At 42.4% G+C, this 26,432-nt stretch carries 30 protein-coding genes; 29 read left to right on the top strand and 1 reads right to left on the bottom strand.

Going from position 1 to position 26,432, the window contains the following annotated elements:
• The first annotated feature begins 93 nt into the window (after positions 1-93).
• From codY to D8785_RS03200, 7 genes are all read left to right on the top strand, one after another.
• Positions 94-882: a GTP-sensing pleiotropic transcriptional regulator CodY gene (gene codY / locus D8785_RS03230; RefSeq protein ID WP_023024217.1), complete on the top strand. Its 789-nt coding sequence runs from the start codon at positions 94-96 to the stop codon at positions 880-882.
• On the top strand, positions 882-1,451 hold the full coding sequence (locus D8785_RS03225; protein WP_125374475.1) for a cysteine hydrolase family protein: 570 nt from the start codon (positions 882-884) through the stop codon (positions 1,449-1,451). Before codY ends, D8785_RS03225 begins: the two co-directional genes overlap by 1 nt.
• 136 nt (positions 1,452-1,587) lie before the next feature.
• Positions 1,588-1,890, top strand: a complete 303-nt coding sequence (gene gatC / locus D8785_RS03220) for an Asp-tRNA(Asn)/Glu-tRNA(Gln) amidotransferase subunit GatC (RefSeq protein WP_002884769.1) — start codon at positions 1,588-1,590, stop codon at positions 1,888-1,890.
• Complete coding sequence (gene gatA / locus D8785_RS03215) at positions 1,890-3,356, top strand: Asp-tRNA(Asn)/Glu-tRNA(Gln) amidotransferase subunit GatA (protein WP_023024211.1); 1,467 nt, start codon at positions 1,890-1,892, stop codon at positions 3,354-3,356. Before gatC ends, gatA begins: the two co-directional genes overlap by 1 nt.
• Positions 3,356-4,801 carry an Asp-tRNA(Asn)/Glu-tRNA(Gln) amidotransferase subunit GatB gene (gene gatB / locus D8785_RS03210; protein WP_125374474.1) on the top strand — a complete coding sequence of 482 codons (1,446 nt, stop codon included), beginning with the start codon at positions 3,356-3,358 and terminating at the stop codon, positions 4,799-4,801. The genes gatA and gatB overlap by 1 nt, the downstream gene beginning before the upstream one ends.
• A 191-nt stretch (positions 4,802-4,992) precedes the next feature.
• Positions 4,993-6,033, top strand: a complete 1,041-nt coding sequence (locus D8785_RS03205; protein ID WP_125374473.1) for a 2,3-butanediol dehydrogenase — start codon at positions 4,993-4,995, stop codon at positions 6,031-6,033.
• Between the two features lie 99 nt (positions 6,034-6,132).
• Positions 6,133-7,044 carry a DMT family transporter gene (locus tag D8785_RS03200; RefSeq protein WP_125374472.1) on the top strand — a complete coding sequence of 304 codons (912 nt, stop codon included), beginning with the start codon at positions 6,133-6,135 and terminating at the stop codon, positions 7,042-7,044.
• A gap of 33 nt (positions 7,045-7,077) precedes the next feature.
• On the opposite strand, the gene D8785_RS03195 is transcribed toward D8785_RS03200, so the two are convergent.
• Positions 7,078-7,698 (bottom strand): TVP38/TMEM64 family protein, encoded by a 621-nt coding sequence (locus D8785_RS03195; RefSeq protein WP_125374471.1) that lies wholly within the window; start codon positions 7,696-7,698, stop codon positions 7,078-7,080.
• A 173-nt stretch (positions 7,699-7,871) separates the two neighbouring features.
• Here D8785_RS03195 and D8785_RS03190 point away from each other — a divergent pair, with 173 nt between their 5' ends.
• From D8785_RS03190 to D8785_RS03080, 22 genes are all read left to right on the top strand, one after another.
• A complete protein-coding gene (locus tag D8785_RS03190; RefSeq protein WP_045759146.1) occupies positions 7,872-8,399 on the top strand; it encodes a YqeG family HAD IIIA-type phosphatase in 528 nt (175 codons plus the stop codon).
• A 2-nt stretch (positions 8,400-8,401) separates the two neighbouring features.
• Entirely contained in the window at positions 8,402-9,508 is a 1,107-nt protein-coding gene (gene yqeH, locus D8785_RS03185; protein WP_125374470.1) for a ribosome biogenesis GTPase YqeH, read from the top strand.
• A 225-nt stretch (positions 9,509-9,733) separates the two neighbouring features.
• A complete protein-coding gene (yhbY, locus tag D8785_RS03180; RefSeq protein WP_006595720.1) occupies positions 9,734-10,045 on the top strand; it encodes a ribosome assembly RNA-binding protein YhbY in 312 nt (103 codons plus the stop codon).
• A gap of 21 nt (positions 10,046-10,066) precedes the next feature.
• Complete coding sequence (locus D8785_RS03175; RefSeq protein WP_125374469.1) at positions 10,067-10,699, top strand: nicotinate-nucleotide adenylyltransferase; 633 nt, start codon at positions 10,067-10,069, stop codon at positions 10,697-10,699.
• A complete protein-coding gene (yqeK, locus tag D8785_RS03170) occupies positions 10,696-11,289 on the top strand; it encodes a bis(5'-nucleosyl)-tetraphosphatase (symmetrical) YqeK (protein ID WP_125374468.1) in 594 nt (197 codons plus the stop codon). Before D8785_RS03175 ends, yqeK begins: the two co-directional genes overlap by 4 nt.
• The gene (rsfS, locus tag D8785_RS03165) at positions 11,290-11,643 is read left to right on the top strand and encodes a ribosome silencing factor (protein ID WP_049514170.1); all 354 of its coding nucleotides are present in this window, start codon (positions 11,290-11,292) and stop codon (positions 11,641-11,643) included. It abuts the gene before it with no gap.
• Positions 11,644-11,851: 208 nt separating this feature from the next.
• The gene (locus D8785_RS03160) at positions 11,852-12,592 is read left to right on the top strand and encodes a class I SAM-dependent DNA methyltransferase (RefSeq protein WP_125374467.1); all 741 of its coding nucleotides are present in this window, start codon (positions 11,852-11,854) and stop codon (positions 12,590-12,592) included.
• 32 nt (positions 12,593-12,624) lie between these two features.
• Positions 12,625-14,388, top strand: a complete 1,764-nt coding sequence (locus tag D8785_RS03155) for an ATP-dependent nuclease (protein ID WP_125374466.1) — start codon at positions 12,625-12,627, stop codon at positions 14,386-14,388.
• 22 nt (positions 14,389-14,410) lie between these two features.
• Positions 14,411-15,508, top strand: coding sequence for a nucleotidyltransferase (locus D8785_RS03150; protein ID WP_125374465.1), 1,098 nt, complete (start codon positions 14,411-14,413; stop codon positions 15,506-15,508).
• Positions 15,509-15,629: 121 nt separating this feature from the next.
• Complete coding sequence (locus D8785_RS03145) at positions 15,630-16,346, top strand: YebC/PmpR family DNA-binding transcriptional regulator (protein ID WP_006595729.1); 717 nt, start codon at positions 15,630-15,632, stop codon at positions 16,344-16,346.
• A gap of 335 nt (positions 16,347-16,681) precedes the next feature.
• Complete coding sequence (locus tag D8785_RS03135; protein ID WP_125374464.1) at positions 16,682-17,824, top strand: amidohydrolase; 1,143 nt, start codon at positions 16,682-16,684, stop codon at positions 17,822-17,824.
• 127 nt (positions 17,825-17,951) lie between these two features.
• Entirely contained in the window at positions 17,952-18,779 is an 828-nt protein-coding gene (locus D8785_RS03130) for an amino acid ABC transporter substrate-binding protein (protein WP_125374463.1), read from the top strand.
• Between the two features lie 33 nt (positions 18,780-18,812).
• Entirely contained in the window at positions 18,813-19,685 is an 873-nt protein-coding gene (locus D8785_RS03125; RefSeq protein ID WP_125374462.1) for a MetQ/NlpA family ABC transporter substrate-binding protein, read from the top strand.
• Between the two features lie 68 nt (positions 19,686-19,753).
• Positions 19,754-21,127, top strand: a complete 1,374-nt coding sequence (locus D8785_RS03120) for a M20/M25/M40 family metallo-hydrolase (protein ID WP_125374461.1) — start codon at positions 19,754-19,756, stop codon at positions 21,125-21,127.
• On the top strand, positions 21,120-22,187 hold the full coding sequence (locus D8785_RS03115) for a methionine ABC transporter ATP-binding protein (RefSeq protein ID WP_125374460.1): 1,068 nt from the start codon (positions 21,120-21,122) through the stop codon (positions 22,185-22,187). Before D8785_RS03120 ends, D8785_RS03115 begins: the two co-directional genes overlap by 8 nt.
• Complete coding sequence (locus tag D8785_RS03110; RefSeq protein WP_006595735.1) at positions 22,184-22,876, top strand: methionine ABC transporter permease; 693 nt, start codon at positions 22,184-22,186, stop codon at positions 22,874-22,876. Before D8785_RS03115 ends, D8785_RS03110 begins: the two co-directional genes overlap by 4 nt.
• A 21-nt stretch (positions 22,877-22,897) precedes the next feature.
• Positions 22,898-23,470, top strand: coding sequence for an MptD family putative ECF transporter S component (locus D8785_RS03105; protein ID WP_185759617.1), 573 nt, complete (start codon positions 22,898-22,900; stop codon positions 23,468-23,470).
• 17 nt (positions 23,471-23,487) lie between these two features.
• The gene (locus tag D8785_RS03100) at positions 23,488-24,336 is read left to right on the top strand and encodes an SAM hydrolase/SAM-dependent halogenase family protein (RefSeq protein WP_125374458.1); all 849 of its coding nucleotides are present in this window, start codon (positions 23,488-23,490) and stop codon (positions 24,334-24,336) included.
• 13 nt (positions 24,337-24,349) lie between these two features.
• Complete coding sequence (locus D8785_RS03095; RefSeq protein ID WP_125374457.1) at positions 24,350-24,901, top strand: ECF-type riboflavin transporter substrate-binding protein; 552 nt, start codon at positions 24,350-24,352, stop codon at positions 24,899-24,901.
• 138 nt (positions 24,902-25,039) lie between these two features.
• Positions 25,040-25,234 (top strand): helix-turn-helix transcriptional regulator, encoded by a 195-nt coding sequence (locus D8785_RS03090; protein WP_125374456.1) that lies wholly within the window; start codon positions 25,040-25,042, stop codon positions 25,232-25,234.
• Positions 25,235-25,263: 29 nt separating this feature from the next.
• The gene (locus D8785_RS03085) at positions 25,264-25,743 is read left to right on the top strand and encodes a DUF6773 family protein (protein WP_125374455.1); all 480 of its coding nucleotides are present in this window, start codon (positions 25,264-25,266) and stop codon (positions 25,741-25,743) included.
• Positions 25,744-26,235, top strand: a complete 492-nt coding sequence (locus tag D8785_RS03080; protein ID WP_125374454.1) for a DUF6773 family protein — start codon at positions 25,744-25,746, stop codon at positions 26,233-26,235.
• Positions 26,236-26,432 lie beyond the last annotated feature (197 nt).

Genomic DNA, 26,432 nt, shown 5'->3' with positions numbered 1-26,432 from the left:
GAATTGTAGAAAAAATAAATAATTTTCAGATAATTTGATTGAAATTCCCTCGCTTATATGATATACTTTAGCTGACTATATGCGAGGTTTATTATGGCTAAATTATTAGAAAAAACGAGAAAAATTACATCTATCTTGAAACGTTCTGAAGAACAGTTACAAGATGAAATGCCTTATAATGCAATTGCCCGTCAACTGGCTGATATCATTCATTGTAATGCTTGTATTATTAATAGCAAGGGGACTCTCCTTGGTTATTTCATGCGTTACAAGACTAATAATGACCGGGTTGAGGCTTTTTTTGACAATAAAAAATTACCAGAAGATTATGCTAAAGCAGCTAGTTTAGTCTATGATACAGAGGCAAATTTAGATGTGGACCACGATTTAAGTATCTTTCCAGTAGAGACCAAGTCTGAATTTCCTGATGGCTTGACGACCATTGCTCCTATTCATGTATCTGGGATTCGCTTGGGATCTTTGATTATCTGGCGCAATGATAAAGAGTTTGATGACGATGATTTGATCTTGGTTGAGATTGCTAGTACAGTAGTTGGGATTCAAATGTTGAACTTCCAACGAGAGGAAGACGAGAAAAATATTCGTCGCCGTACTGCAGTCAATATGGCTGTGAACACCTTGTCCTATTCAGAATTGCGGGCAGTTTCTGCTATCCTTGGTGAATTGAAAGGAAATGAAGGACAGTTGACGGCTTCTGTCATTGCGGATCGGATTGGTATTACGCGCTCTGTGATTGTCAATGCGTTGCGGAAGCTGGAGTCAGCAGGAATTATTGAAAGTCGTTCGCTTGGGATGAAGGGAACCTACCTCAAAGTGTTGATCCCAGATATTTTTGAAGAAATTAAGAAAAGAGACTACTAATGACTAAAGCGTTAATTTCGATTGACTACACCTTTGATTTTGTAGCGGATGAAGGTAAGCTTACTGCAGGAGCTCCTGCACAAGCCATTTCTGAGAGCATTGCCCAGGTGACCCAGTGGGCCTTTGATCAAGGTGCCTATGTCTTTTTTGCTATTGATGCTCATGAAGGGAATGATCCCTTTCATCCAGAGAGCAAGCTTTTCCCACCCCATAATATCATTGGGACCAGTGGGCGGGACTTGTACGGCCCCTTAGCTGATTTTTATAAGCAACATCAAGCTGATCCACGCGTCTTTTGGATGGACAAGCGTCATTATTCTGCTTTTTCGGGAACTGACTTGGATATCCGTCTTCGAGAACGTGGCGTGGATACTGTTGTTTTGACGGGAGTCTTAACAGATATTTGTGTCCTCCATACAGCGGTTGATGCCTACAATCTTGGCTATCAGATTGAAGTGGTAGAACCGGCAGTAGCGTCGCTTACTCCTGAAAACCACCAGTTTGCTTTAAATCATTTCAAACATGTTTTGGGAGCAAAACTTGTGAATGAACAATTAGAAGAATGTTAAGAAGAGAGTTCGAGGAGAGAGGCCTAATGGCTACGCTTCCTTGGACTCTATTTTCTTGCCAAACTACCGCATAAATACTAAAAATATGGTAAAATAGAGGGTATTGAAAAATCATCATTTCACGAAAGGAAGCAAGATGAAAATTACGCAAGAAGAGGTAACCCACGTTGCCAATCTTTCAAAATTGAAATTCTCCCCAGAAGAGACAGCTGAGTTTGCGACAACCTTGTCTAAAATTGTCGACATGGTGGAATTGTTGGAAGAGGTGGATACAACCGGTGTTGCTCCAACAACAACCATGGCGGACCGCAAGACTGTATTGCGTCCGGATGTCGCTGAAAAAGGGACTGACCGTGACCGCTTGTTTAAAAATGTACCTGAAAAAGACAATTACTACATCAAGGTACCAGCTATCCTAGAAGATGGAGGAGATGCCTAATGTCATTCAACAATAAAACCATTGAAGAGTTGCACAATCTCCTTGTTGCTAAGGAAATTTCAGCAACAGAATTGACTCAAGCGACTCTTGACGATATTAAGTCGCGTGAAGAAGCAGTCAATGCATTTGTGACGGTAGCTGAAGAAGCTGCTCTTGCACAAGCCAAGGCTATTGACGAAAAAGGAATCGATGCTGACAACCTCCTGTCTGGGATCCCACTCGCTGTCAAAGATAACATCTCTACTGACGGCATCTTGACGACTGCGGCCTCAAAAATGCTCTACAACTACGAGCCTATCTTTGATGCGACAGCGGTTGCCAATGCCAAAGCTAAAGATATGATTGTCATCGGGAAGACCAACATGGATGAATTTGCCATGGGTGGATCTGGTGAGACTTCTTACTATGGACCAACCAAGAATGCTTGGGACCACAGCAAGGTTCCTGGGGGTTCATCCAGTGGTTCGGCAGCAGCTGTAGCTTCGGGTCAAGTCCGTTTGTCCCTTGGTTCGGATACAGGTGGTTCTATCCGCCAGCCAGCTGCTTTTAACGGGATTGTTGGACTCAAGCCTACCTATGGAACGGTTTCCCGTTTTGGTCTGATTGCTTTTGGTAGCTCATTGGATCAAATTGGTCCTTTTGCGCCAACAGTTAAGGAAAATGCCCTCTTGCTTAATGTCATTGCTAGCGAAGATGTTAAAGATTCAACTTCTGCACCAGTACGTGTAGCAGACTACACTTCTAAGATTGGTCAAGACATCAAAGGTATGAAGATTGCCCTTCCGAAAGAATATCTTGGGGAAGGAATTGACCCAGAAGTCAAAGAAACCATCCTTAATGCGGCTAAGCACTTTGAAAAATTGGGAGCAACAGTCGAAGAAGTCAGCTTGCCTCATTCTAAATACGGGGTTGCTGTCTACTACATCATTGCTTCTTCAGAAGCATCTTCAAACTTGCAACGTTTCGATGGCATTCGTTATGGTTTCCGTGCGGAAGATGCTAAGAACTTGGACGATATCTATGTCAACACTCGTAGCCAAGGTTTTGGTGATGAGGTCAAACGCCGGATCATGCTTGGGACCTTTAGTTTGTCATCAGGATACTACGATGCATACTACAAGAAGGCTGGTCAAGTCCGGACCCTTATTATCCAAGACTTTGAAAAAGTCTTTGCGGATTACGATTTGATTTTAGGTCCTACAGCACCAAGTGTAGCCTTTGATTTGGATTCGCTCAGCCATGATCCAGTTGCAATGTACTTGGCGGATTTGTTGACCATTCCAGTTAACTTGGCAGGTCTACCAGGGATTTCGATTCCTGCAGGCTTTGCCCAAGGACTGCCAGTTGGTTTGCAGTTGATTGGTCCTAAGTATTCCGAAGAAACGATCTATCAAGCCGCAGCAGCATTTGAAGCAACGACGGATTACCACAAGCAACAACCCCTTATTTTCGGAGGTGACAATTAATGAACTTTGAAACAGTCATCGGACTTGAAGTCCACGTTGAATTGAATACAAATTCAAAAATCTTCTCACCAACCTCTGCTCACTTTGGGAACGAGCAAAATGCCAATACCAATGTGATCGACTGGTCTTTCCCAGGGGTACTTCCTGTCTTGAACAAGGGTGTTGTGGATGCTGGAATCAAGGCTGCCTTGGCGCTGAACATGGATATCCACCAGCACATGCACTTTGACCGTAAGAACTATTTCTATCCTGATAATCCAAAGGCCTACCAAATTTCGCAATTTGACGAGCCAATTGGTTACAACGGTTGGATTGAAGTGCAATTGGAAGACGGCTCAACCAAGAAAATCGGGATTGAACGGGCTCACTTGGAAGAAGATGCCGGTAAGAACACGCATGGAACAGACGGTTTCTCATATGTAGACCTTAACCGTCAAGGGGTGCCATTGATCGAAATCGTATCTGAAGCCGATATGCGTTCTCCTGAAGAAGCCTACGCTTATTTGACAGCTTTGAAAGAAGTCATCCAATACACAGGCATTTCTGACGTGAAGATGGAAGAAGGATCCATGCGGGTGGATGCCAACATTTCCCTTCGTCCATATGGTCAAGAGGAATTTGGGACCAAGACAGAGTTGAAGAACTTGAACTCCTTCTCAAACGTCCGTAAAGGTCTTGAATATGAAGTGGAGCGTCAAGCGAAAATCTTGTGTTCAGGTGGGATCATTCGTCAAGAAACGCGTCGTTACGATGAAGCCAACAAGAGTACCATCCTTATGCGGGTCAAAGAAGGGGCAGCGGATTATCGTTACTTCCCAGAACCAGACCTTCCCTTGTTTGAAATCTCAGATGAGTGGATTGAGGAAATGCGCACGGAGTTGCCAGAGTTTCCAAAAGACCGTCGGGCTCGCTATGTGACAGAGCTGGGCTTGTCTGACTATGATGCCAACCAATTGACAGCGACTAAAGTGACCTCTGACTTCTTTGAAGCAGCCGTAGCCCTTGGTGGAGATGCTAAACAAGTGTCTAACTGGCTCCAAGGAGAAGTGGCACAATTCTTGAACGCGGAAGGCAAAACGCTGGAAGAAATCCAATTGACACCAGAAAACTTGGTAGAAATGATTGCCATCATCGAAGATGGAACGATTTCTTCTAAGATTGCTAAGAAAGTCTTCGTTCACTTGGCGAAAAACGGTGGCGGTGCGCGTGAATACGTCGAAAAAGCTGGATTGGTACAGATTTCAGACCCTGAAGTCTTGATTCCAATCATCCACCAAGTCTTTGCAGATAATGAAGCGGCCGTAGCTGACTTTAAGTCAGGGAAACGGAATGCGGATAAGGCCTTCACAGGCTTCCTCATGAAAGCAACCAAAGGCCAAGCCAACCCACAAGTAGCCCTCAAGTTACTTGCCCAAGAATTGGCTAAGTTGAAGGATAGTGAATAAAAGGAACAGGCACCTTTAGGTGTCTGTTTTTTTAGTACTTAATAAGTGGCTTGAAAATTTTATCTATTTTCGAATAGAAAATAGTCAGTTAAGCTTTCAATCCTCCTTGACAAAGTTTGTGAAAAGGCTTACAATATGGTTATCGGGTTTCCTGAAAGGGAATTGCAATTCATAGAAAATAGGAGAATCATATGGAAACAATGAAAGCTGCCCGCTGGCACGGCAAAAAGGACGTTCGCATCGAGGAAGTGGAAGTTCCAGAAGTACAACCCCATCAAGTAAAGGTTGCAGTCAAATTCACGGGAATCTGTGGGACAGACTTGCATGAATACTTGGATGGGCCAATCTTCATTCCAACAGAAGAGCATGTTTATTCTGGTCAAAAAGCACCCGTGACCCTCGGTCATGAGTTTGCTGGGGAAATTGTTGAGGTTGGAAGCGATGTGACTCGTGTCAAAGTCGGCGATCGTGTGACAATCGAACCAATTTTGGCAAAACACAACTTAATTGGTGATTATAACCTCGATCCAAACTTGAACTTCGTCGGCCTTGCTGCAGATGGTGGTTTTGCTAAATATTGTGTCCTAGATGGAGATTTGGTCCATGTGATTCCAGATAGCTTGAGCTTCGAGCAGGCTGCGCTTACAGAACCTGCTGCTGTTGCCGTTTATGCAGTTCGTCAGTCTGCTTTGAAAGCTGGGGATACAGCTGTTATCTTTGGTTTGGGCCCAATCGGTCTTTTGATCGTGGAAGCTCTCCGTGCAGCTGGGGCATCGAAAATTTATGCGGTTGAATTGTCTCCTGAACGCCAAGCTAAGGCTGAAGAATTGGGTGCCATTGTGGTTCGCCCAGAAGAAGGTGAATCAATCGTTGAAGCCATTCATCGTTTGACGGATGGTGGTGCAGATGTTTCTTATGAAGTGACAGGGGTTCCTGTTGTTCTTGGACAAGCTTTGGCAGCTGTGCATAAGGCTGGTGAGTGTATGGTTGTTTCCATTTGGGAACGTGAAGCCAGCATCAATCCAAATGAATTCGCCATTCAAGAAAAGACCCTCAAAGGGATTATCGCTTATCGCCACATCTTCCCTAAAGTATTGGAATTGATGGAACAAGGTTACTTCTCTGCTGAGAAATTAGTAACCAAGAAAATTAAATTGGAAAATATCGTTGAAGAGGGATTTGTTGAATTAACACAAGATAAAGCCCAAATCAAGATTTTGGTTGAGCCGTAATGTATCAAACTTTTAGAAAAAACCAGTCCATTTGGGCTGGTTTTTGTGATAGAATAGAGAAGAAGTAGAGTACCGTATTAATTAGTTTTGGGAGGCAATATGTCTACATCTTTTAAAGGAACCTTGATGACTGTGATTGCTGGGATTGCCTGGGGGCTTTCTGGAGTGAGTGGGCAATATTTGATGGCACACGGTTTTTCGGCTATTATCTTGACCAATATTCGCCTGCTGATTTCAGGTGCCGTCCTCATTCTCTTTGCTTATCTGTCTGATAAGGAGAAGTTTTTTGCCTTTTTGAAGGATAAAAGCTCTTATCTATCTTTGATTCTATTTGCCTTTTTGGGTTTGCTATTGACTCAGTTAACCTATCTGATCGCCATTGCAGAAACCAATGCTGGGACCGCTACGGTGCTTCAATATGTTTGCCCAGTTGGTGTTTTAGCCTATACCTGCGTCAAGGACCGCGTTGGGCCTACTGTCTCAGAGATTGCTTCCATGCTATTAGCGATTGGGGGGACCTTTCTGATTGCAACCCATGGACAGTTGCATCAGTTGGCTATTACGCCCAAGGGTCTAGGTTGGGGCTTGTTTTCTGCCTTTGCCTATGCTCTCTATATTATCTTGCCCCTCAACTTAATCAAAAAATGGGGAAGCATGCCAGTTATTGGGGTAGGTATGCTCTTACCAGGAATTCTCATGGTTCCTTTTAGTGGCCTGGTATCCTTTCAAGGACATTATTCTTCTGATAACCTTCTGGCCCTCTTTGGCTTGATCGTGTTGGGAACTATTTTTGCTTATACGGCCTTTCTCAAAGGAACCTCGATGGTTGGGGCAGTAAAAGGTAGTTTATTAGCTTCAATTGAGCCTATTTCCGCTGTATTTTTTGCCTATTTGATCATGAATGATCAGTTCTATGCGATTGATTTTATAGGGATGGGGATGATTCTGTTAGCAGTGCTTCTGATCTCTCTGAAAGACCTCATTATTCAAAAAGAAAAAGGAATTCTATAAAAAAAGATGTTGGGCTATTGCTCAACATCTTTTTTACATCATTTGCCAGAAATAGTCGATGATATAGGTGAGTCCATAAGTGTAGATGACCAAAGTAATCGGCTTGCACAAAATAATAATCGTCATGTAGCGTTTGAAGGTCATATTGGTCAAACCAGCTAGCATACAGAGAAAGTCTGCAGGACTGATGGGCCAGATCATCATGAAGATGAAGAAACGGTCAAAACGCTTGCCTTCGTTAAGCCAGTTAATATACTTTTCGTAAGTCTTCTGACTGACCATAGACTGGACAAATTTAGGCCCGTACATTCTCGCGAGCTGGAAGATAATGGCACAGCCAATGACAATTCCAATGTAGTTGTAGATGGTCCCGATGATGTGGCCATATATAAAGACACCAGCGACAGATGTTAGAGCGCCGGGGATAATAGGGACCACTGTTTGAAGGATCTGAAGAAGGATAAAGAGAGGGGGTCCAAAGATTCCTGCTTGAAGAATAAAAGCCGACAAGGTTTCCTTGGATTGGAGGATACCAGCAAAGTAGGCCCATATACAGAAAGCAAGGGTTGCAAGGGCTCCAATGATGGAGGACCAATTGATGATTTTTTGGAGGAGAGGAGAAACCTCCCTCAATTTTTTTTCTTTTGCTATCATAACTCTTCCATGTATTTTTTCTTCTACTATATCATGTTTTTGAAAGTTTGTAACGATTTTGTCTATTTTAGATAACAAACCAAACTATGCTTTTTCCAATAGGGGCGATGAAGCAAGTGCAAAATACGTCCATTTATGCTACAATGAAGAGAATATAAAAAATGGAGAAAAACGTGTCAATCGAAAATTACAAACCAGATTTTGCGGTGGAAGCAGCCTATGATCTCACCGTTGCAGACTTGAAAAAACAGGGGATCAAGGCAGTCCTTGTGGATTTGGATAATACCTTGATTGCATGGAATAATCCGGATGGAACCCCAGAGATGCGCCAGTGGTTGCATGACCTTCGTGATGGCGGGATTCGGGTCATCGTGGTGTCCAATAATAGTCCTAAACGGGTCAAGCGCGCGGTTGAGAAATTTGATATTGACTATGAAGCTTGGTCGCTTAAGCCTTTTACCTTTGGGATTGACCGAGCTCTCAAACGTTTCCACTATGAAAAAAATGAAGTGGTCATGGTAGGGGATCAATTGATGACCGACATCCGGGCAGCTCATCGGGCGGGCATTCGTTCGATTTTGGTCAAGCCTTTGGTCGAGCATGACTCCATCAAGACCCAGATCAACCGGGCGCGTGAACGCCGTGTCATGAAGCAAATGGCCGAAAAATATGGTCCGATTGTATATAAAAAAGGAATTTAAGAATGGAAGAATTATTCTGTATTGGCTGTGGAGCCCCCATTCAGACAGAAAACAAAGAGGGACTAGGCTACACTCCCCAATCAGCTCTTGAAAAGGGATTGGAAACAGGCGAAGTCTATTGCCAACGCTGTTTCCGTCTTCGTCACTACAATGAAATCACAGATGTACATCTGACAGATGATGATTTCCTGAAATTGTTACACGAAGTAGGAGATAGTGATGCTCTCGTGGTCAATGTAGTCGATATTTTTGACTTTAATGGCTCCGTCATCCCCGGCTTACCTCGCTTTGTAGCAGGAAATGATGTCCTCTTGGTCGGAAATAAAAAAGACATCTTGCCCAAGTCTGTTAAAGATAGCAAGGTGACCCATTGGTTGATGGAGCGGGCCCACGAAGAAGGCATGCGTCCTGTCGATGTGGTCCTCACCTCTGCCCAAAACAAGAGTGCCATCAAGGACTTGATGGAAAAAATTGAGCAGCACCGCAAAGGCCGTGATGTCTATGTGGTGGGTGTGACCAACGTAGGGAAATCGACCCTCATCAATGCGATTATCCAAGAAATCACAGGCGATAAGGATATCATTACAACCTCTCGCTTCCCAGGAACGACACTGGACAAGATCGAAATCCCACTGGACGATGGATCCTACATCTACGATACACCAGGGATTATCCACCGCCACCAGATGGCTCACTACTTGACGGCTAAAAACCTCAAGTATGTCAGTCCTAAAAAGGAAATCAAGCCTAAGACTTATCAGCTTAACCCAGAGCAAACCCTCTTCTTGGGTGGCTTGGGACGGTTTGACTTTATCAAGGGGGAAAAACAAGGTTTCACCGCCTTTTTTGATAACGAACTCAAGCTTCACCGGACCAAACTCGAAGGAGCGACCGCCTTTTATGACAAGCATGTCGGTGGCTTGTTAACACCTCCTAACAGCAAGGAAAAAGAAGACTTCCCACCATTGGTTTCTCATGAGTTTACCATCAAGGACAAGACAGACCTCGTTATCTCTGGGCTTGGCTGGATCCGCGTCAATGGAAAAGCCAAAATAGCGGTCTGGGCACCAGAAGGCGTCGCCGTCGTATCACGCAAAGCTATCATTTAAAAACTTGGAACAAATTGGAATTAAAGAGCGAACCAAGTGAGCTCATAAATAGATCGTTATTGCCGTGGTGTAGTTGCCAATCGATCGATTGGCAAGGGCAAAATTGAGACCAAGGCTCAATTTTGAGGTGAGGAAATCCATTTTTCAAAGATGAGATCTTTGAAAAATTAGTTCCGGCCGTCCCCACCACTTAAAATAACGATCAAGAAAAAGGAAGTAAAAAACATGACATTAACATCCAAACAACGGGCTTTCCTCAATAGCCAAGCCCACAGCCTCAAACCTATTATCCAAATCGGGAAAAACGGGCTTAACGATCAAATCAAAACCAGTGTTCGCCAAGCGCTAGACGCTCGCGAACTGATCAAGGTGACCCTCCTTCAAAATACGGATGAGAATATCCATGAAGTAGCGGAAATCTTGGAAGAAGAAATCGGTGTGGATACGGTTCAAAAAATTGGACGCATCCTCATCTTGTATAAACAATCAAGCAAAAAAGAAAACCGGAAGATTTCAGTCAAAGTGAAAGAAATCTAAGAGACACAGGAGAGCAGGTATATGGCCATTGAACTATTAACCCCCTTTACCAAGGTGGAGTTAGAGCCAGAGATCAAAGATAAGAAACGCAAACAAGTGGGAATCCTCGGAGGGAATTTTAATCCTGTCCATAATGCCCATCTTGTAGTTGCGGACCAGGTCCGCCAGCAATTGGGCTTGGACAAGGTCCTTCTCATGCCAGAATATGAGCCTCCGCATGTGGATAAAAAAGAAACCATTGATGAGCGTCATCGCCTGAAAATGTTGGAACTAGCCATTGAAGGGATTGAAGGACTAGAAATCGAGACGATTGAGCTAGAGCGTAAAGGGATTTCTTATACCTACGATACGATGAAGTTACTCAATGAGCGAGAGCCTGATACAGACTATTACTTTATCATTGGAGCCGATATGGTGGACTACCTGCCAAAATGGTATCGGATTGACGAGTTAGTAGAGATGGTCCAGTTTGTCGGGGTTCAACGCCCCCGTTACAAGGCGGGAACTTCTTACCCCGTGATTTGGGTGGATGTTCCCTTGATGGATATCTCTTCTAGCATGGTTCGCGAGTTTATCGCTCAAGGTCGGACGCCCAACTTTATGCTGCCAAAACCAGTCTTGGACTATATCAAGAAAGAAGGGTTGTATCAATGACCTATGAAAACTATCTCGGCTTTTCTCGAGAGGTCTTGCTCGAAAAAATGGGTCAAATCTTGCCGGAAAAACGCCTAACCCACTGTTTAGGGGTTGAGAAGGCTGCTCGTGACTTAGCCAAGCGCTATGGGGTAGATGAAGAGCAGGCTGGCCTAGCCGGTCTATTACATGACTACGCCAAGAAATTATCGGATCAGGAATTTCTAGACTTGATCGATCGTTATGAGCTGGATCCAGCATTAAAAAACTGGGGCAACAATGTCTGGCATGGAATGGTCGGGATTTACAAGATCCAAGAAGATCTCGGGCTGACAGATCCAGCCATTCTTCGCAGTATTGAGATTCACACTGTGGGGAGTGGACAGATGTCAACCTTAGACAAGATTGTCTATGTGGCAGATTACATTGAGCACAACCGGTCCTTCCCAGGGGTGGAGCAAGCACGTGATATCGCCCAAGTCTCCTTAGATCGTGCCGTGGCCTATGAAACAGCTCGTACAGTCGAACACCTGGCCCACCAAGGATTGCCCATCTATCCCCAAACCCTTGAAACCTATAACGCCTTTGTGAAGTATTTGAAAGAGGACTAAATGAAAGAAAAAGAATTACTTGAACTTGTTGTTAAAGCTGCCGATGAAAAACGTGCAGAAGATATTGTGGCTTTGGATGTTCAAAGCTTGACCAGTGTGACGGATTACTTTGTTATCGCAAGCTCTATGAACAGCCGTCAGTTGGAAGCGATCGCAGAAAATATTCGCGAGAAAGTCGTTGAAGCTGGGGGCAATGCCAGCCACGTCGAAGGTGACTCAGCAGGAGGTTGGGTCCTTCTTGACTTAGGTGGTGTGGTGGTTCATGTCTTCTCAGAAGAAATGCGTGCCCACTATAATCTAGAAAAGCTATGGCACGAAGCAAATGCTGTCGATCTTTCAGCAACCTTAGCATAAGCAGCTAAACTCAGTTGGTAGCAACTGAGTTTTGTTGGTTAAATTGAAATTCTATGGAAAGAAAGGATAGGGTGTCGTGTTTAGTTAATTTGTCAACTGAACACGAGCTAAAAGCTGTGAGAAAAAGATAAACTTCCTTTGTATCTGACGATACGGCAGAAATTTTCCTATTTTCTCTTTGCTTTTAACGCTCTTTGTATCTTGATTTATGGCGACTTATGAAACGTTTGCGGCGGTCTATGATGCGGTCATGGATGACAGTCTGTATGATTTGTGGACGGATTTTTCTCTCCGGCATCTCCCTAAAAGCAAGGATCGGAAAAAATTACTGGAATTGGCTTGTGGGACAGGGATTCAGTCTGTCCGCTTTTCCCAAGCTGGCTTTGACGTAACAGGATTAGACTTGAGTGCTGATATGCTGAAAATTGCTGAAAAAAGAGCGGCTTCAGCCAAGCAAAAGATTGATTTTATCGAGGGCAATATGCTGGACCTGTCGCAAGCGGGTACCTACGATTTTGTGACCTGTTACTCTGATTCTATCTGCTATATGCAGGACGAGGTGGAAGTGGGAGATGTCTTCAAAGAAGTCTATAACGCTCTTAATGAAGATGGTATCTTTATTTTTGATGTCCATTCGACCTACCAGACGGATGAAGTTTTCCCGGGCTATTCTTACCATGAAAATGCGGAAGATTTTGCCATGCTCTGGGATACCTATGAGGATGAAGCTCCTCACTCGATTGTCCATGAGCTGACCTTCTTTGTCCAAGAGGAGGATGGCTCCTTTAGTCGTCACGATGAAGTTCATGAAGAGCGCACCTACGAAGTCTTGACCTATGATATTTTACTGGAGCAGGCTGGCTTTAAATCCTTTAAACTCTACGCGGACTTTGAAGATAAGGAGCCAACAAAGACCAGCAAACGTTGGTTTTTTGTATGTAATAAATAATTTTATGGATTTGAAAAGAGGATGCAAATTAGATGCTTAAATTTTTACATTTAGAAGATTATCGTTGTTTCAAAGATACAAAACTAGAGTTTAAAGATTTAACAATTGCAGTTGGAAAAAATAATGCAGGGAAATCAACCATTATTGAAGCATTGAGAATAATTTCTTATGCCTTATCCAAACCAATTTTTAGAAATATTCCTGACGGTTTGGCTCGCGATTTCCCTAAAAAAGCTAAATGTATTATTGTTAATGGTAAGATGTTAAAAATCAATACTGGTACGATTCCACATAACTATGACGAAGGGGCTAAACCAAAACTCACTGCAGGATTTTATGATGGCTATAAAATTGTAGTTCATTTCTATGATGGCTTAATATTTGCACTTGTTTATGACTCGAATGGTAAAATTATTACTAATAAAAATACTTTTAACAGTTCTGGATTTCCTAAGTTAAATATTTTACCTCAAATAGGTCCGTTAAGAAAAATTGAAAAATATTTGTCGGAAGAAACAGTAAGGAAAGATAAAGATACATATTTATCATCATTGCACTTCAGAAACGAGATTTATTTGGAAATGACTAATGATGAAAAAGTATTTAATGAATTTTCTTCATTAATAAAGCAAACATGGAAAAATCTGCAAATAAATCCTCCAAAACTTGACCACTCTTCAGATAATACTTTGGTTTCTTTAGTTGTAGGAGAGAATGATTTTATGACAGAATTAGGGTATGTTGGTAATGGACTTCAAATGTGGTTACAAATGATGTGGTTTGTTACTAAATCAAAAAACAAAGGTATAACGACGGTTATTTTAGATGAGCCAGATGTGTATATGCACCCCGATTTACAACGAAAATTATTGAAATATGTTCGTAGAAATTTTCAACAAGTGATTATTGCGACTCATTCAATAGAAATTATTTCTGAAGTCGATTCAGAGAATATTTTAAATGTTAGTAATAAAAAGAAAAATTTGAAGTACACAAATGAGTTACCTGCTGTTCAAAAAGTGGTAGATGAAATCGGAAGTATTCAAAATATGTCTTTGATACGTTTGTTTACGTATAAGAAATTACTATTTCTTGAAGGTGATGATATGAGGTATTTAAAGAAGTTTTTTGATAAGTTATATCCGGAGAGTGATTTTTCAATTGATCATATATTTTCTATAAAAATAGATGGTTTTTCGAATCTTGAAAAATACTTTAAAGTAGCTGATTTTTTAAATAGTATTGATAGTGAGATTAGTATAATTGGAGTATTGGATAGAGATTATTATCCAGATTCGTATTTGAGTTCAATAAAAGAAAAAGCAGAAGATAAAAATCGTCTAAAGTTACATATTTGGGCTAAAAAAGAAATAGAAAATTATATTTTGATTCCGGAGGTTTTATTTAGGGTATCAAAAGGGCAAGATAGAGATAAGTTTTATCAAGAATTAGAAAAAATTTGTGAAACTTTTCGAAAAGAGACATCAGAAAAATTCTATAATAAGGTGTTTTCTCATGGAACGGGGGATGGTAAAGAATTAGATTCTAAGTGGGAAGCGTCAAAGAAGAATTCTAAATGTCAGGAATTATTTGATAATCGATGGAAAGTTAGTTTAGAAAATAAGATTTCGATGATTAATGGTAAAGATTTAAAAAGTAAAATTTATAAATTTATTAATGAAGAGTATCATCAAAGTTGCACAGATAAAATTATATTTGAAGAAATAAATAGAGAGGAAGTGCATAAGGATATTGAGAATTTATTTTTAGATATTATTGATGGCATAGAAATATAGATGTAAAAAACAGGAGGATATCATGACCATCACAGGAATTATTGCAGAATTTAATCCTTTTCACAATGGCCATAAGTTCCTGCTGGAACAGGCAGAAGGGCTGAAAATTATTGCCATGTCTGGGAATTTTGTTCAACGTGGCGAGCCTACCATTGTAGACAAGTGGATTCGCGCGCAGATGGCTTTGGAAAATGGAGCAGACCTGGTGGTCGAGCTCCCCTTTCTCGTGGCTGTTCAGTCGGCTGATCATTTTGCCAAGGGAGCGGTAGAGATCTTGTCCCGTCTGGGAATCGACCAATTGACCTTTGGGACAGAAGAGGTCTTAGATTACCAAGCGATTGCAACTATTTACTCTGAGAAAGAAGTGGAAATGGAAGCTTTCTTGCGAAGCCTTCCTGATGATTTATCCTATCCACAGAAGACCCAAAAAATGTGGGAAAGCTTTGCTGGAGTGGAGTTCACAGGGGATACTCCCAACCATATCCTGGGCTTGGCTTATGCCAAGGCTTGTGCTGGGAAGGGGATTGCGCTCAAGCCTATCCAACGTCAAGGTGCGGGCTACCATTCAGAAGAAAAAGAGGTGGCCTATGCTTCTGCCACCAGCCTTCGTCTTCATAAAGAGGACCACGCTTTTGTGGATCAGTTCATGCCCAATAGCCAACTCTTTCAGTCGGCTCCAAAGGTATCTTGGGAGGATTACTATCAATTGCTCCGTTATCAAATCCTAACCCATCCGGATCTGACACAGATTTTTCAGGTCAATGAAGAGTTGGCTAATCGGATAAGGGATGCCATTCGAAGCGCGAGTTCTGTGGAAGACTTGGTGGAGAAAGTGGCAACCAAGCGCTATACCAAGGCGCGTGTCCGTCGCATTTTGACTTATATCTTGGTAGGGGCGATGGATCAAGAATCGCCCGATGCCATTCATGTCTTAGGATTTTCCGCAAAAGGCCAAGCTCACCTCAAGTCACTAAAAGGTCAAGTGGACTTGGTAACGCGGATTGGTAAGGAAGCTTGGGATGCCTTGACCCAGCAAGCAGACCAAGTCTATCAATTGGGCCATCCCCAACTACCGGAACAAACCTGGGGTCGGGTGCCGGTGAGAGTAAGAGATGAATAAAAGATGCTTGGTAGAGTAGTTCCATCCAGGATGATGCGTAAAAAACTCTTCCAAGTCTTATGATTTGTGATATAATATAAAAGATTGAAAATAATATGAACCAAACACAAGGAGAATCCTCATGGGACGTAAATGGGCCAATATTGTAGCCAAAAAAACTGCCAAAGATGGTGCCAACTCAAAAGTATATGCCAAATTTGGTGTAGAGATCTATGTAGCCGCTAAAAAGGGTGAACCAGATCCAGAATTGAATACTGCTTTGAAATTCGTTATCGACCGTGCCAAACAAGCGCAAGTGCCAAAGCACGTAATTGATAAAGCGATTGATAAGGCAAAAGGAAATACAGACGAAACCTTTACAGAAGGACGTTATGAAGGATTTGGGCCAAATGGTTCAATGTTGATCGTTGATACCTTGACGTCAAACGTTAACCGTACAGCTGCCAATGTCCGTGCTGCTTTTGGTAAAAACGGTGGAAACATGGGAGCTTCAGGTTCTGTATCTTACCTCTTTGATAACAAGGGTGTCATCGTATTTGCGGGTGATGATGCGGATGCCATCTTTGAGCTGTTGTTGGAAGCAGATGTGGATGTAGATGATGTTGAAGCAGAAGAAGGAAGCATCACTGTTTACACAGCTCCAACTGACCTTCACAAGGCTATCGTTGCTTTGCGTGAATCAGGTATTGAAGAATTCCAAGTGACTGAACTTGAGATGATTCCTCAGTCTGAAGTGGAATTGTCAGGTGAAGACTTGGAGACCTTTGAAAAACTCTACAGTGTTCTTGAAGACGACGAAGATGTTCAAAAAATCTACACCAACGTGGATGGATTCTAATAGAAATAGGAGAGTGGGACAGAAATCGGTCATTCGTTAGAATTCGATTTCGTCGTCCCACCTCCGCACAGTTGAGTAGGGCTGTAAAAGCTGATGAAATCAGCGTAGTAGAGCCCACTCAACCACTGCGTCTTGCTCGACAATCCAAAGACAATTGAGAGACTAGGACTTTTGTCCCAGCCTCTTTTTTCTTGCGGTTCGACTTTTTAGAAAGGACGGCAGAGGTCCCAAAAATAATGATATAGTCCCTGGCTATAACTGAGAGAAAAAAATAGGAATTAGACGAATAGAGATCACAGTGATAGAATAGAACTATGCTAGAAAGGGGACGAGAAATGGTTTCATTTTCCTATGATCATCTAGTGCCCATTCGGCATTATGTGCATCAGCATCCAGAGTTATCTGGACAAGAATACCAAACCACAGCTTATCTCAAAGCCTATTTGGAAAAGCTTGGTGTACGCATTTTAAACAGTGGATTAAAAACCGGCCTGATTGCTGAAATTGGTAGCGGTAAGCCAGTCATTGCCCTGCGAGCAGATATTGATGCCCTCCCAATTCAGGAGAACACGGGTCTCGACTACCAAAGTCAAAAACCTGGTGTCATGCATGCCTGTGGCCATGACTTCCACCAGGTCAGTCTCTTAGGGGCTGCAGAAGTCCTAAAAGGTATGGAAGCGGACCTAAAGGGAACGATTCGGTTGATCTTTCAGCCGGCTGAAGAGACTTCTGAGGGAGCATCTGCGGTATTAGCAACCGGACTCCTCGAAGATGTCCGAGCCATCCTTGGATTTCACAACATGCCGTCATTGCCTGCGGGTCAGTTGGCCTTGCGTCCAGGAGCTATGATGGCAGGGGTTGAAAAATTCAAGGTGACTGTCGCTGGGGTGAGCAGTCATGCAGCTCGACCGGATCTTGGTTTGGACACTGTTGTAGCAATCACAAGTATGGTCCAGCAGTTGCAAACCTTGGTCTCTCGTACGGTTTCGCCATTTGAAACAGCCGTCCTATCTGTAACGCATATCGAAGCTGGTTCAACCTGGAATGTTCTACCCAAGTCTGGTTACTTTGAAGGAACCATTCGAACCTTTAATCCGGATCTCCAGAAACGTCTCAAGGCGGATTTCATTCGCGTGATCGAGCAAATCTCCAATAGTACAGGAGTCATGGTCCAGTTTGAATGGGGCAAGACGCCCCCGGTCACCTATAATGATAAGGCCTTGGCTAAAAAAGTCTTTCGCTGGTCTAAGTCTTTTGCAGAAGTTGTAGAGGCTCAGCCATCGACAGCGGGTGAAGATTTCGCCTTTTATCAGGAGAAAATCCCAGGGGTTTTTGCTTTTATTGGATCGAATGGTGCACCGGATGCACCGGATCTCCACCATGATAGCATGGTCATAGATGATGCTGCTTTTGCAGTATCGGTTCCATATTACGTAGAAAATGCCCTCGCTTTGCTGGAAAAATTTTCAAGCAAATGAGCCGTGATAGATAAAACCTATCACCTCCATAAAGAAAATATAATACCCAAGAGCTAGGAATTTTGATATGATGGAAAAAGCTGTTTTTTTACAGAGGAATAAACAATTTTAGTGAAAAGGAGAACAAATGAAATTGAATAAATTCATCAAATATGTTGGTTTGAGCCTTGTGGGCTTAGCAGCAGTTGGGACTTTGGTAGCCTGCTCATCAAAGTCATCAAGTAAATCAAGTGGAAAACGGACTATTGAAGTCGCAACGGTTGGAACAACCAAACCCTTCACTTATGATAAGGATGGGGAATTGACTGGTTACGAAATCGAAGTCATGCGTGAAATCTTCAAAGGATCAGATAAGTATGAAGTCAACTTTAATAAGACGGAGTGGTCTTCTATCTTTGCGGGCTTAGACGGTGATCGTTACCAAATCGGTGTCAGCAACCTTAGCTACGATAAAAAACGTGCAGAAAAATACTTGTATCCAAATCCTTACGCAAAGAACCCAGTGGTCTTAGTGGTAAAAAAAGGATCAGGCATCAAGTCATTAGATGATATCGGTGGCAAGTCTACAGAGGTCATCCAAGGAACATCTACAGCGAAACAGTTGGAAGCCTACAATGAAGAGCATAAGGATAATCCAACAGAGCTCAAATATACAGATGGTACTATCCAATCTATTCTTGCGAATTTGAGTGATGGACGTTCAGATTATAAGATTTTTGAACGCTTGACAGTTGAGGCCATCATCAAGGACCAAGGCTTGGATAACTTGGAGGTCATTGAACTACCAAGCGATCAACAACCATACGTATACCCAATCCTTGCCAAAGGTGAGAAAGAATTGGAAACCTTCGTCAACAAACGGATCAAAGAATTGTACGAAGATGGGACACTTGAAAAATTGTCTAAGAAGTACTTCGGTGGAACTTTCCTTCCAGAAGCTTCTGATATTAAATAAGGTTATTTAAAAACATTATAAGGAGAAAAGATCATGAAATTAACAAAATTTTTTGGAGTAGCAGCTCTTGCTACCGTTGCAACATTTGCTTTAGCAGCATGTGGTTCTTCAAAATCATCTAAATCATCTGATAAAGATGGTGTGACAACTGTTAAAGTTGGGGTGATGAACTTAAGTGATACAGAAGAAGCTCGTTGGAAAGAAGTGCAAAAGAACTTAGATGATGCAAAAGCAAACATCAAATTGGAATTCACTCAGTTTACAGACTACTCACAACCAAACCAAGCTGTTCGTGATGGGGATGTGGATATCAATGCTTTCCAACATTACAACTATCTTGAAAACTGGAACAAAGAAAACAGCGCAGACCTAGTTTCTGTAGCAGATACGTACATTGCACCAATCCGTCTTTACTCTGGTACAAAAGATGGAAAAAATAAATACACAGATGTGAAAGACATTCCTGAAAAAGGAACGATTGCAGTACCAAACGACCCAACAAACGAAAGCCGTGCCTTGTATGTATTGGAATCAGCTGGTTTGATCAAGTTGGATACAAAAGATGGGGAATTGGCTACCATCAGCAACATCAAAGACAATCCAAAGAACTTGACAATTTCTGAGTTGGACGCTTCTCAAACAGCTTCTTCACTTCCATCAGTTGATGCAGCGATCATCAATAACACCTTTGTTCGTGAAGCAGGCATTGATTACAAGAAAGCTCTCTTTGTAGAAAAAGCAAACAGCAACTCTAAACAATGGTATAACTTGATTGCAACTAAGAAAGATTGGAAATCATCTGATAAAGCGAAAGCAATCGAAGCTATTATCAAAGCCTACCATACTGATAACGTGAAGAAAGTGATTGAAAAATCTTCAGACGGTATGGACCAACCAGTTTGGTAATCAAGAGGATGAATAGAGAGGTGGAGAAGTTTTTCTCTACCTCTTATCGTGTATAGTAGGAGGAAATGATGTCGAATCCAAGAGAGACAGAACAAATACGCAAATTTGAAAATGATGAGGTCGCTCAGCATTATTTTGAAGTCCTGAGGACTCTCATCTCCAAGCGCTCCATCTTTGCCCAGCAGATTGGTTTAAAAGAAGTGGCGACTTACTTGGGAGAAATCTTCACAGCTGCGGGGGCTAAGGTGACTGTTGATGACACTTATACAGCGCCATTTATTATTGCTAAATTTGTTTCACCCAATCCGGATGCGAAGACCATCATTTTCTACAACCATTACGATACAGTTCCAGCAGATGGCGACCAGCCTTGGACAAGTGATCCCTTCACGCTTTCGGTCCATTATGGGACCATGTATGGTCGAGGGGTAGATGACGACAAGGGTCATATTACCGCACGCTTGACCGCTATTCGGAAATATATCCGTGAGAATGGCGACCTTCCGGTTAACATTACCTTTATCATCGAAGGGGCAGAAGAATCTGCCTCAACGGATCTAGACAAGTATCTAGCCAAGCACAAAAAACACTTGCGTGGGGCAGACCTCTTAGTCTGGGAACAAGGGACCCGTAACCAACAAGGAGAACTGGAAATCTCAGGTGGAAACAAGGGGATTGTTACCTTTGACATGGTGGTCAAAAGTGCAGATGTGGATATCCATTCCAGCTATGGTGGAGTGGTGGAGTCAGCATCCTGGTATCTGCTCAATGCTTTGTCCAGTCTTCGGGATAAAGACGGTCGCATCTTGGTGGATGGCCTCTATGATTTGATTGAGGAGCCTAACGAGCGGGAACTAGCCTTGATTGACCGCTATGCCAATAAGACAGCAGACGATGTGACTGAGATTTACAATCTTCAATTGCCTATCTTGAAAGAGGAACGCAGTGAGTTCTTGAAACGATTTTATTTTGAACCAGCCATGAACATTGAAGGTTTGGGAACAGGCTATCAGGGCCAAGGAGTCAAGACCATACTACCTGCAGAAGCTCGAGCCAAGATGGAAGTTCGATTGGTGCCTGGCTTGGAACCCAAACAAGTCTTAGAATTGATTCGTGCTCAGTTGGATAAAAATGGCTTTGAGAAGATTGATCTCGTCTATACACTAGGAGAAATGAGTTATCGGAGTGATATGAGTGCACCTTCCATTCTCAATGTCATTGATCTGGCCAAACGCTTTTATCCAGAAGGGGTCTGTGTCCTTCCAACAACTGCAGGCACTGGTCCCATGCATACGGTCTTTGAGGCCTTGCAAGTTCCAATGGCTGCCTTTGGAATCGGAAATGCCAATAGTCGAGATCATGGTGGGGATGAGAATGTGAAAATTGCTGACTACTATACCCATATTGAATTAATTAAGGAGTTAATCACAAGTTATGAGTAAAGAAATTATCAAATTGGACCATATCGATGTTACCTTTCATCAGAAAAAACGTGAAATTTCAGCTGTAAAGGATGTAACTATTCATATCAATGAAGGGGATATTTACGGAATCGTTGGTTATTCTGGAGCAGGGAAATCAACTCTTGTACGGGTCATCAATCTCTTGCAAGTACCAACAGCGGGAACGATCACCGTAGATGGGGATGTCATCTATCAAGATCAGGTGACCCTAAATGCGGCTGCTTTACGCCAAAAACGTCGGGACATTGGTATGATTTTCCAACATTTCAATCTAATGGCCCAAATGACCGCTGCTGAAAACGTGGCTTTTGCCCTCAAACATTCAAACTTATCTAAAGAACAAAAGGCTGAAAAAGTAGCCAAGTTGTTGGACCTAGTTGGGCTGTCAGATCGGGCAGACAACTATCCGGCTCAATTATCTGGTGGTCAAAAGCAACGGGTAGCGATTGCGCGTGCTCTTGCTAACGATCCAAAAATCTTGATTTCTGACGAGTCAACATCAGCCCTAGATCCAAAAACGACCAAACAAATCCTTGCTCTTCTACAAGAGCTGAACCAGAAGTTGGGCTTGACAGTGGTCTTGATCACCCATGAAATGCAAATTGTCAAAGACATTGCCAATCGAGTAGCTGTCATGCAAAATGGTGAATTGATTGAAGAGGGGTCTGTTTTAGACATCTTCTCTAATCCTAAGAATGAATTGACACAAGACTTCATCACAACTGCAACAGGGATCGATGAAGCCATGGTGAAAATCAACCAGCAACAAATTGTTAAGAAATTGCCAGCGGATTCTGTTTTAGCTCATTTGAAATATTCTGGTTCGGTGACAGACACAGCGATTATCAACGATATTTATAAACAGTACCAAGTGTCTGCAAATATTCTACACGGAAATATTGAAATTTTGGATCACACCCCTGTTGGTGAGTTGGTTGTTATCCTCACTGGTGAAACAACGAATCTATCTGCAGCACAGCGGGATCTACAAGCAGCAGGTGTTTCTGTGCGTGTCTTAAAAGAAGGGAGTAATGCATGATTGACTTTATTCAAACCTATCTACCAAATGTTTATCGGATGGGCTGGAGTGGCCAAGCTGGATGGGGAACAGCGATTTATCTGACCCTTTACATGACCTTTATCTCTTTTGTGATTGGTGGTTTATTGGGCTTAATTGCAGGCTTATTACTGGTCTTGACAGCACCTGGTGGGATTATCGAGAATAAATTGGTTTTCCATATCTTGGATAAAATCACTTCCATCTTCCGTGCGATTCCTTTTATCATCTTGCTAGCCTTGATCAATCCCTTTACTCGCATGATTGTGGGAACTGGGATTGGTCCTACGGCAGCCTTAGTTCCCCTATCTTTAGCTGTCTTTCCTTTCTTTGCCCGCCAAGTTCAAGTCGTTTTATCTGAACTTGACCGAGGTGTGATTGAAGCAGCCCAAGCAAGTGGGGCAACTTTCTGGGATATTGTTGGAGTCTATCTTCGTGAAGGTCTTCCTGATTTGATTCGTGTGACAACCGTGACCCTCATTTCCTTGGTTGGTGAAACAGCTATGGCGGGAGCGATTGGAGCGGGAGGTCTAGGAAATGTAGCTATTTCTTATGGTTACCAACGCTTTAATAATGATGTTACTTTACTAGCGACCTTCTTGATTCTGCTGTTGATTTTCTTTATTCAATTTATTGGTGATTTCTTAACCAAAAAAATTAGTCACCGGTGAGGATGGGGAAGGTAAATAAAAATGATACAGAAACATCAGTTTAAGCAGGTTGCAGCCTTTGCAGGCTTGTATTTTCTTGCCATTGGATTAGGCGTCCTACTGGGAAGTCTGGTTGACAATCGAGGCAACATGTTCTATGCTCCAGCCTTCTCTGCCCTGGTTGGTGGAGGAATCTATCAGGTCTATGTTGAGAAAATTCAACGAACAGGAGCCATTCTAGTCGTTGCTCTTGTGATTGGTGCTTTTTTCCTTTTCACTCGTCATGGAGCTGGAGCCTTTCTGCCTGCTCTTGTTGGAGGGCTTTTGGCAGAATTGGTCGCAGGCCGTGGCCACTACCAGTCGAAGTTAGGCAATGCGGTGTCTTTCCTCCTCTTTTCCTTTACGACGACAGGGCCTATCCTTATGATGTGGTTCCAACCAGCTAGTTACCGTGCTTCTTTACTAGCCCGTGGGAAATCGATGGATTATATCGAACGTGTTATGGTACCGTCGAATATGGGAACGGTGAGCTGGTTTTTACTGACCCTTCTTCTTGGAGCTCTGCTAGGTTATCTTCTTGGATACTTGGTCTGTCAAAAACTAAATAGAAAATGACATGATGGAGAAGAAATATGCACAATAATTTACTAGTCCTTCAGTCAGACTTCGGTCTGGTGGATGGAGCTGTCTCTGCTATGATCGGGGTTGCTTTAGAGGAATCACCAACCCTCAAGATTCACCACTTGACCCATGACATTACCCCTTATAATATCTTTGAAGGAAGTTACCGCCTCTTTCAGACGGTGGACTACTGGCCAGAAGGGACAACCTTTGTTTCGGTCGTCGATCCGGGGGTCGGCTCTAAACGAAAGAGCGTCGTAGCCAAAACGGCCAAGAATCAATACATTGTCACACCGGATAATGGAACCCTATCTTTCATCAAGAAACATGTAGGGATTGTTGCTATCCGTGAGATTTCAGAGGTCAAAAACCGCCGGGCCAATACAGAGTTTTCTTATACCTTCCACGGGCGTGATGTCTATGCCTATACAGGAGCTAAGTTAGCCAGTGGTCATATCAGCTTTGAGGAAGTGGGACCAGAACTCAGTGTTGAACACATTGTAGAAATTCCAGTGGTGGAAACTGTTATGGAGGACAATCTTGTCAAAGGAGCCGTTGACATCTTGGATGTGCGCTTTGGTTCTCTTTGGACCTCGATTACTCGGGAAGAGTTTAATCATTTGGAACCCGAATTTGGGGAACGCTTTGAAGTAACCATCTATAACAATGACATGCTGGTTTACCAAAACCAAGTAACCTACGGCAAGTCTTTCGCCGATGTGCGGATTGGACAGCCGATCCTCTATATCAATTCCCTCTATCGTGTTGGCCTTGCCATCAACCAGGGATCCTTTGCCAAGGCCTATAATGTAGGAGTTGGGGCTTCTTGGCATATCGAAATTAGAAAAATAGAAAATTAATAGGAGATAAAATATGAAACAAAAACAATTTTTTTCAATTAAGGATGTTGTAGCCATCGGGGTTGGAGCAGCCCTCTTTGTGGTCATTGCGATGATTCCAATTCCGGCGCCAGCTCCAAATACAAACATTCAGTTGCAATTTGCTCTTCAAGCCCTCTTTAGTGTGATCTTTGGTCCGATTGTTGGTTTCTTGATGGGCTTAATCGGTCATGCTATTAAGGACGCTATGTCAGGTGGTCTTTGGTGGACTTGGATCATTTCTAGTGGCTTATTTGGTCTCTTTGTTGGTTTATTCCGCAAACAAATCGGTGACCTCAAAGGAGAAGTGACCAAGAAAGAATTGATCGTTTTTAACGTTGTGCAAGTCATTGCCAACTTGCTTATTTGGGGATTGATTGCTCCGGTTGGGGATGTCTTGATCTACCACGATAATCCAAATAAAGTCTTCCTACAAGGTGTTGTTGCGGGTTCTGTCAATGCTTTAGTGGTTGCTATTGCAGGTTCTCTTCTCTTGATTGCCTATGCCCGTACCCAAACAAAAGATGGAAGTTTATCTAAAGATTAATCAAAAAAAAGAAGATAAAGCCTGGTTTCCCAGGCTTTTTTGTTTATCTAAAATATTTTTTACAAAATGCAAGATATATATTGCAAAATAGAAAATATAGTGTATAATATAGCTATAAAAACAAGAAAGGAAAAGCCTGTGGCAAAAAATCTCAAATTAAAAATGGCCCGGGTCGAGCACGATATGACCCAGGGAGATCTTGCAGATGCCATCGGGGTGACCCGCCAGACCATTGGCCTGATTGAGGCAGGGAACTACAATCCAACCCTCAGTCTCTGCCTGGCCATTTGTAAGACCTTGGATAAGACACTGGATCAACTGTTCTGGGAGTAACAGTTTTAAACAATAGAAAGAGGAAACATATGAAACAAAAGAAAGAACCAATTGTAAAAGATGAACGGACCATGCTGATTGATGGAAAAATTGCAGGGGAACTTGTTCTTGGAATGACCTGCTTTATTGCAGTATCCGCCTTTGTGAAAGCTAGTATCCTGGACTTGGATCTAATAGCCTATTTTCCAGAGCTTATTCTCTTGATTGGCATGGGAGCTTATGCCCTTGTCAGAAGAATCAGTTCTGGGATTGATGTTCGAGATATGTTAGAAACAGACAGCTGGTTCAGTCGCATTGGCTCAGGTATCTTATTTGCCTTATTTGTGATCGTAATGGATGTGATTGGAAAGCGGGAAACGATGAGCTTTATGCTTAGTCCCAAGTATCTGCTCAAAATCGTCCTTGCCATTTTAGTCTTTGCCTTTCTGACTTATCTGTTAGAAAAGCCACTCGCCTTTATCAATCGGAAAAAACAGAAGAAGATCGAGGCAGAGTTAGAGGAGGAATAGATGAGATTACACTTAATGAACAAACAAATCATAGATGAACGAGAAGAAGGACTCGCCAATAAGGCTGGTGCTGAAACAGCTGGGTTTCTGTTTCTTGCCTTAACCGTTTTTAGTGTGGGGTCTATCTTTACTTCTCAGGTCGGTCTAAGTCCAATCATGGTAGTGAGCTTACTTATTGTCTCGGGAATTTATTATGCTGTTCGTTGTCAACGATTGGGCGTACGGTTTATCAGCTATAGCTACCTAAATCTAACAGGTGTTATAGTAGTGACCTGTATTCTTTCCTTATTCATCTGGACTCAGAATTATCAATTAAACCAAACTGTCTATCAGTCTAATCCCTTCCATTCAAAATTCTTGCTAGTGCTTCCCATCACCTTTCTCCTGAATCTTCCGATTGTATGGGGGATGAATTTCCTTGTGATGCTCCTTGCAAAAGTAGAGAAGAAACGTTATGAAGACTATCTGGACCAGTTGGAGATGGAAGAATAAGAAGTTGAAGCCTTGATGTCATCGTAGAAATATACTAAAACATGACTAGAAATCTAAAATTCATTTACATTTCATAAGTATAATCGATAAATTCGAATAAAAGTTTGGAATCCCAGGCTTTTATTTTTCGGTCAAATAAATTGCATTCGTTTTCTTGGGAGAGTATACTGGTATAGTTGAATGAAAAATTCTGATAA

Source organism: Streptococcus australis (assembly GCF_003943615.1).
Classification (GTDB): Bacteria; Bacillota; Bacilli; order Lactobacillales; family Streptococcaceae; genus Streptococcus; species Streptococcus australis_C.
The sequence above is the reverse complement of the archived record's forward strand: the minus strand, read 5'-3'. Positions and strand labels throughout refer to the sequence as shown.

Bases quoted from the DNA above. Each gene is read 5' to 3' on its own strand.
- D8785_RS03195 (WP_125374471.1), bottom strand. From the start codon at position 7,698: ATGATAGCAAAAGAAAAAAAATTGAGGGAGGTTTCTCCTCTCCTCCAA.
- D8785_RS03225 (WP_125374475.1), top strand. From the start codon at position 882: ATGACTAAAGCGTTAATTTCGATTGACTACACCTTTGATTTTGTAGCG.
- yqeH (WP_125374470.1), top strand. From the start codon at position 8,402: ATGGAAGAATTATTCTGTATTGGCTGTGGAGCCCCCATTCAGACAGAA.
- yhbY (WP_006595720.1), top strand. From the start codon at position 9,734: ATGACATTAACATCCAAACAACGGGCTTTCCTCAATAGCCAAGCCCAC.
- D8785_RS03085 (WP_125374455.1), top strand. From the start codon at position 25,264: ATGAAACAAAAGAAAGAACCAATTGTAAAAGATGAACGGACCATGCTG.
- D8785_RS03145 (WP_006595729.1), top strand. From the start codon at position 15,630: ATGGGACGTAAATGGGCCAATATTGTAGCCAAAAAAACTGCCAAAGAT.
- gatC (WP_002884769.1), top strand. From the start codon at position 1,588: ATGAAAATTACGCAAGAAGAGGTAACCCACGTTGCCAATCTTTCAAAA.
- D8785_RS03095 (WP_125374457.1), top strand. From the start codon at position 24,350: ATGAAACAAAAACAATTTTTTTCAATTAAGGATGTTGTAGCCATCGGG.
- D8785_RS03120 (WP_125374461.1), top strand. From the start codon at position 19,754: ATGTCGAATCCAAGAGAGACAGAACAAATACGCAAATTTGAAAATGAT.
- D8785_RS03125 (WP_125374462.1), top strand. From the start codon at position 18,813: ATGAAATTAACAAAATTTTTTGGAGTAGCAGCTCTTGCTACCGTTGCA.
- rsfS (WP_049514170.1), top strand. From the start codon at position 11,290: ATGAAAGAAAAAGAATTACTTGAACTTGTTGTTAAAGCTGCCGATGAA.
- D8785_RS03175 (WP_125374469.1), top strand. From the start codon at position 10,067: ATGGCCATTGAACTATTAACCCCCTTTACCAAGGTGGAGTTAGAGCCA.
- D8785_RS03100 (WP_125374458.1), top strand. From the start codon at position 23,488: ATGCACAATAATTTACTAGTCCTTCAGTCAGACTTCGGTCTGGTGGAT.
- D8785_RS03150 (WP_125374465.1), top strand. From the start codon at position 14,411: ATGACCATCACAGGAATTATTGCAGAATTTAATCCTTTTCACAATGGC.
- D8785_RS03110 (WP_006595735.1), top strand. From the start codon at position 22,184: ATGATTGACTTTATTCAAACCTATCTACCAAATGTTTATCGGATGGGC.
- D8785_RS03130 (WP_125374463.1), top strand. From the start codon at position 17,952: ATGAAATTGAATAAATTCATCAAATATGTTGGTTTGAGCCTTGTGGGC.
- yqeK (WP_125374468.1), top strand. From the start codon at position 10,696: ATGACCTATGAAAACTATCTCGGCTTTTCTCGAGAGGTCTTGCTCGAA.
- gatB (WP_125374474.1), top strand. From the start codon at position 3,356: ATGAACTTTGAAACAGTCATCGGACTTGAAGTCCACGTTGAATTGAAT.
- gatA (WP_023024211.1), top strand. From the start codon at position 1,890: ATGTCATTCAACAATAAAACCATTGAAGAGTTGCACAATCTCCTTGTT.
- D8785_RS03105 (WP_185759617.1), top strand. From the start codon at position 22,898: ATGATACAGAAACATCAGTTTAAGCAGGTTGCAGCCTTTGCAGGCTTG.
- D8785_RS03200 (WP_125374472.1), top strand. From the start codon at position 6,133: ATGTCTACATCTTTTAAAGGAACCTTGATGACTGTGATTGCTGGGATT.
- D8785_RS03135 (WP_125374464.1), top strand. From the start codon at position 16,682: ATGGTTTCATTTTCCTATGATCATCTAGTGCCCATTCGGCATTATGTG.
- D8785_RS03160 (WP_125374467.1), top strand. From the start codon at position 11,852: ATGGCGACTTATGAAACGTTTGCGGCGGTCTATGATGCGGTCATGGAT.
- D8785_RS03205 (WP_125374473.1), top strand. From the start codon at position 4,993: ATGGAAACAATGAAAGCTGCCCGCTGGCACGGCAAAAAGGACGTTCGC.
- codY (WP_023024217.1), top strand. From the start codon at position 94: ATGGCTAAATTATTAGAAAAAACGAGAAAAATTACATCTATCTTGAAA.
- D8785_RS03115 (WP_125374460.1), top strand. From the start codon at position 21,120: ATGAGTAAAGAAATTATCAAATTGGACCATATCGATGTTACCTTTCAT.
- D8785_RS03155 (WP_125374466.1), top strand. From the start codon at position 12,625: ATGCTTAAATTTTTACATTTAGAAGATTATCGTTGTTTCAAAGATACA.
- D8785_RS03080 (WP_125374454.1), top strand. From the start codon at position 25,744: ATGAGATTACACTTAATGAACAAACAAATCATAGATGAACGAGAAGAA.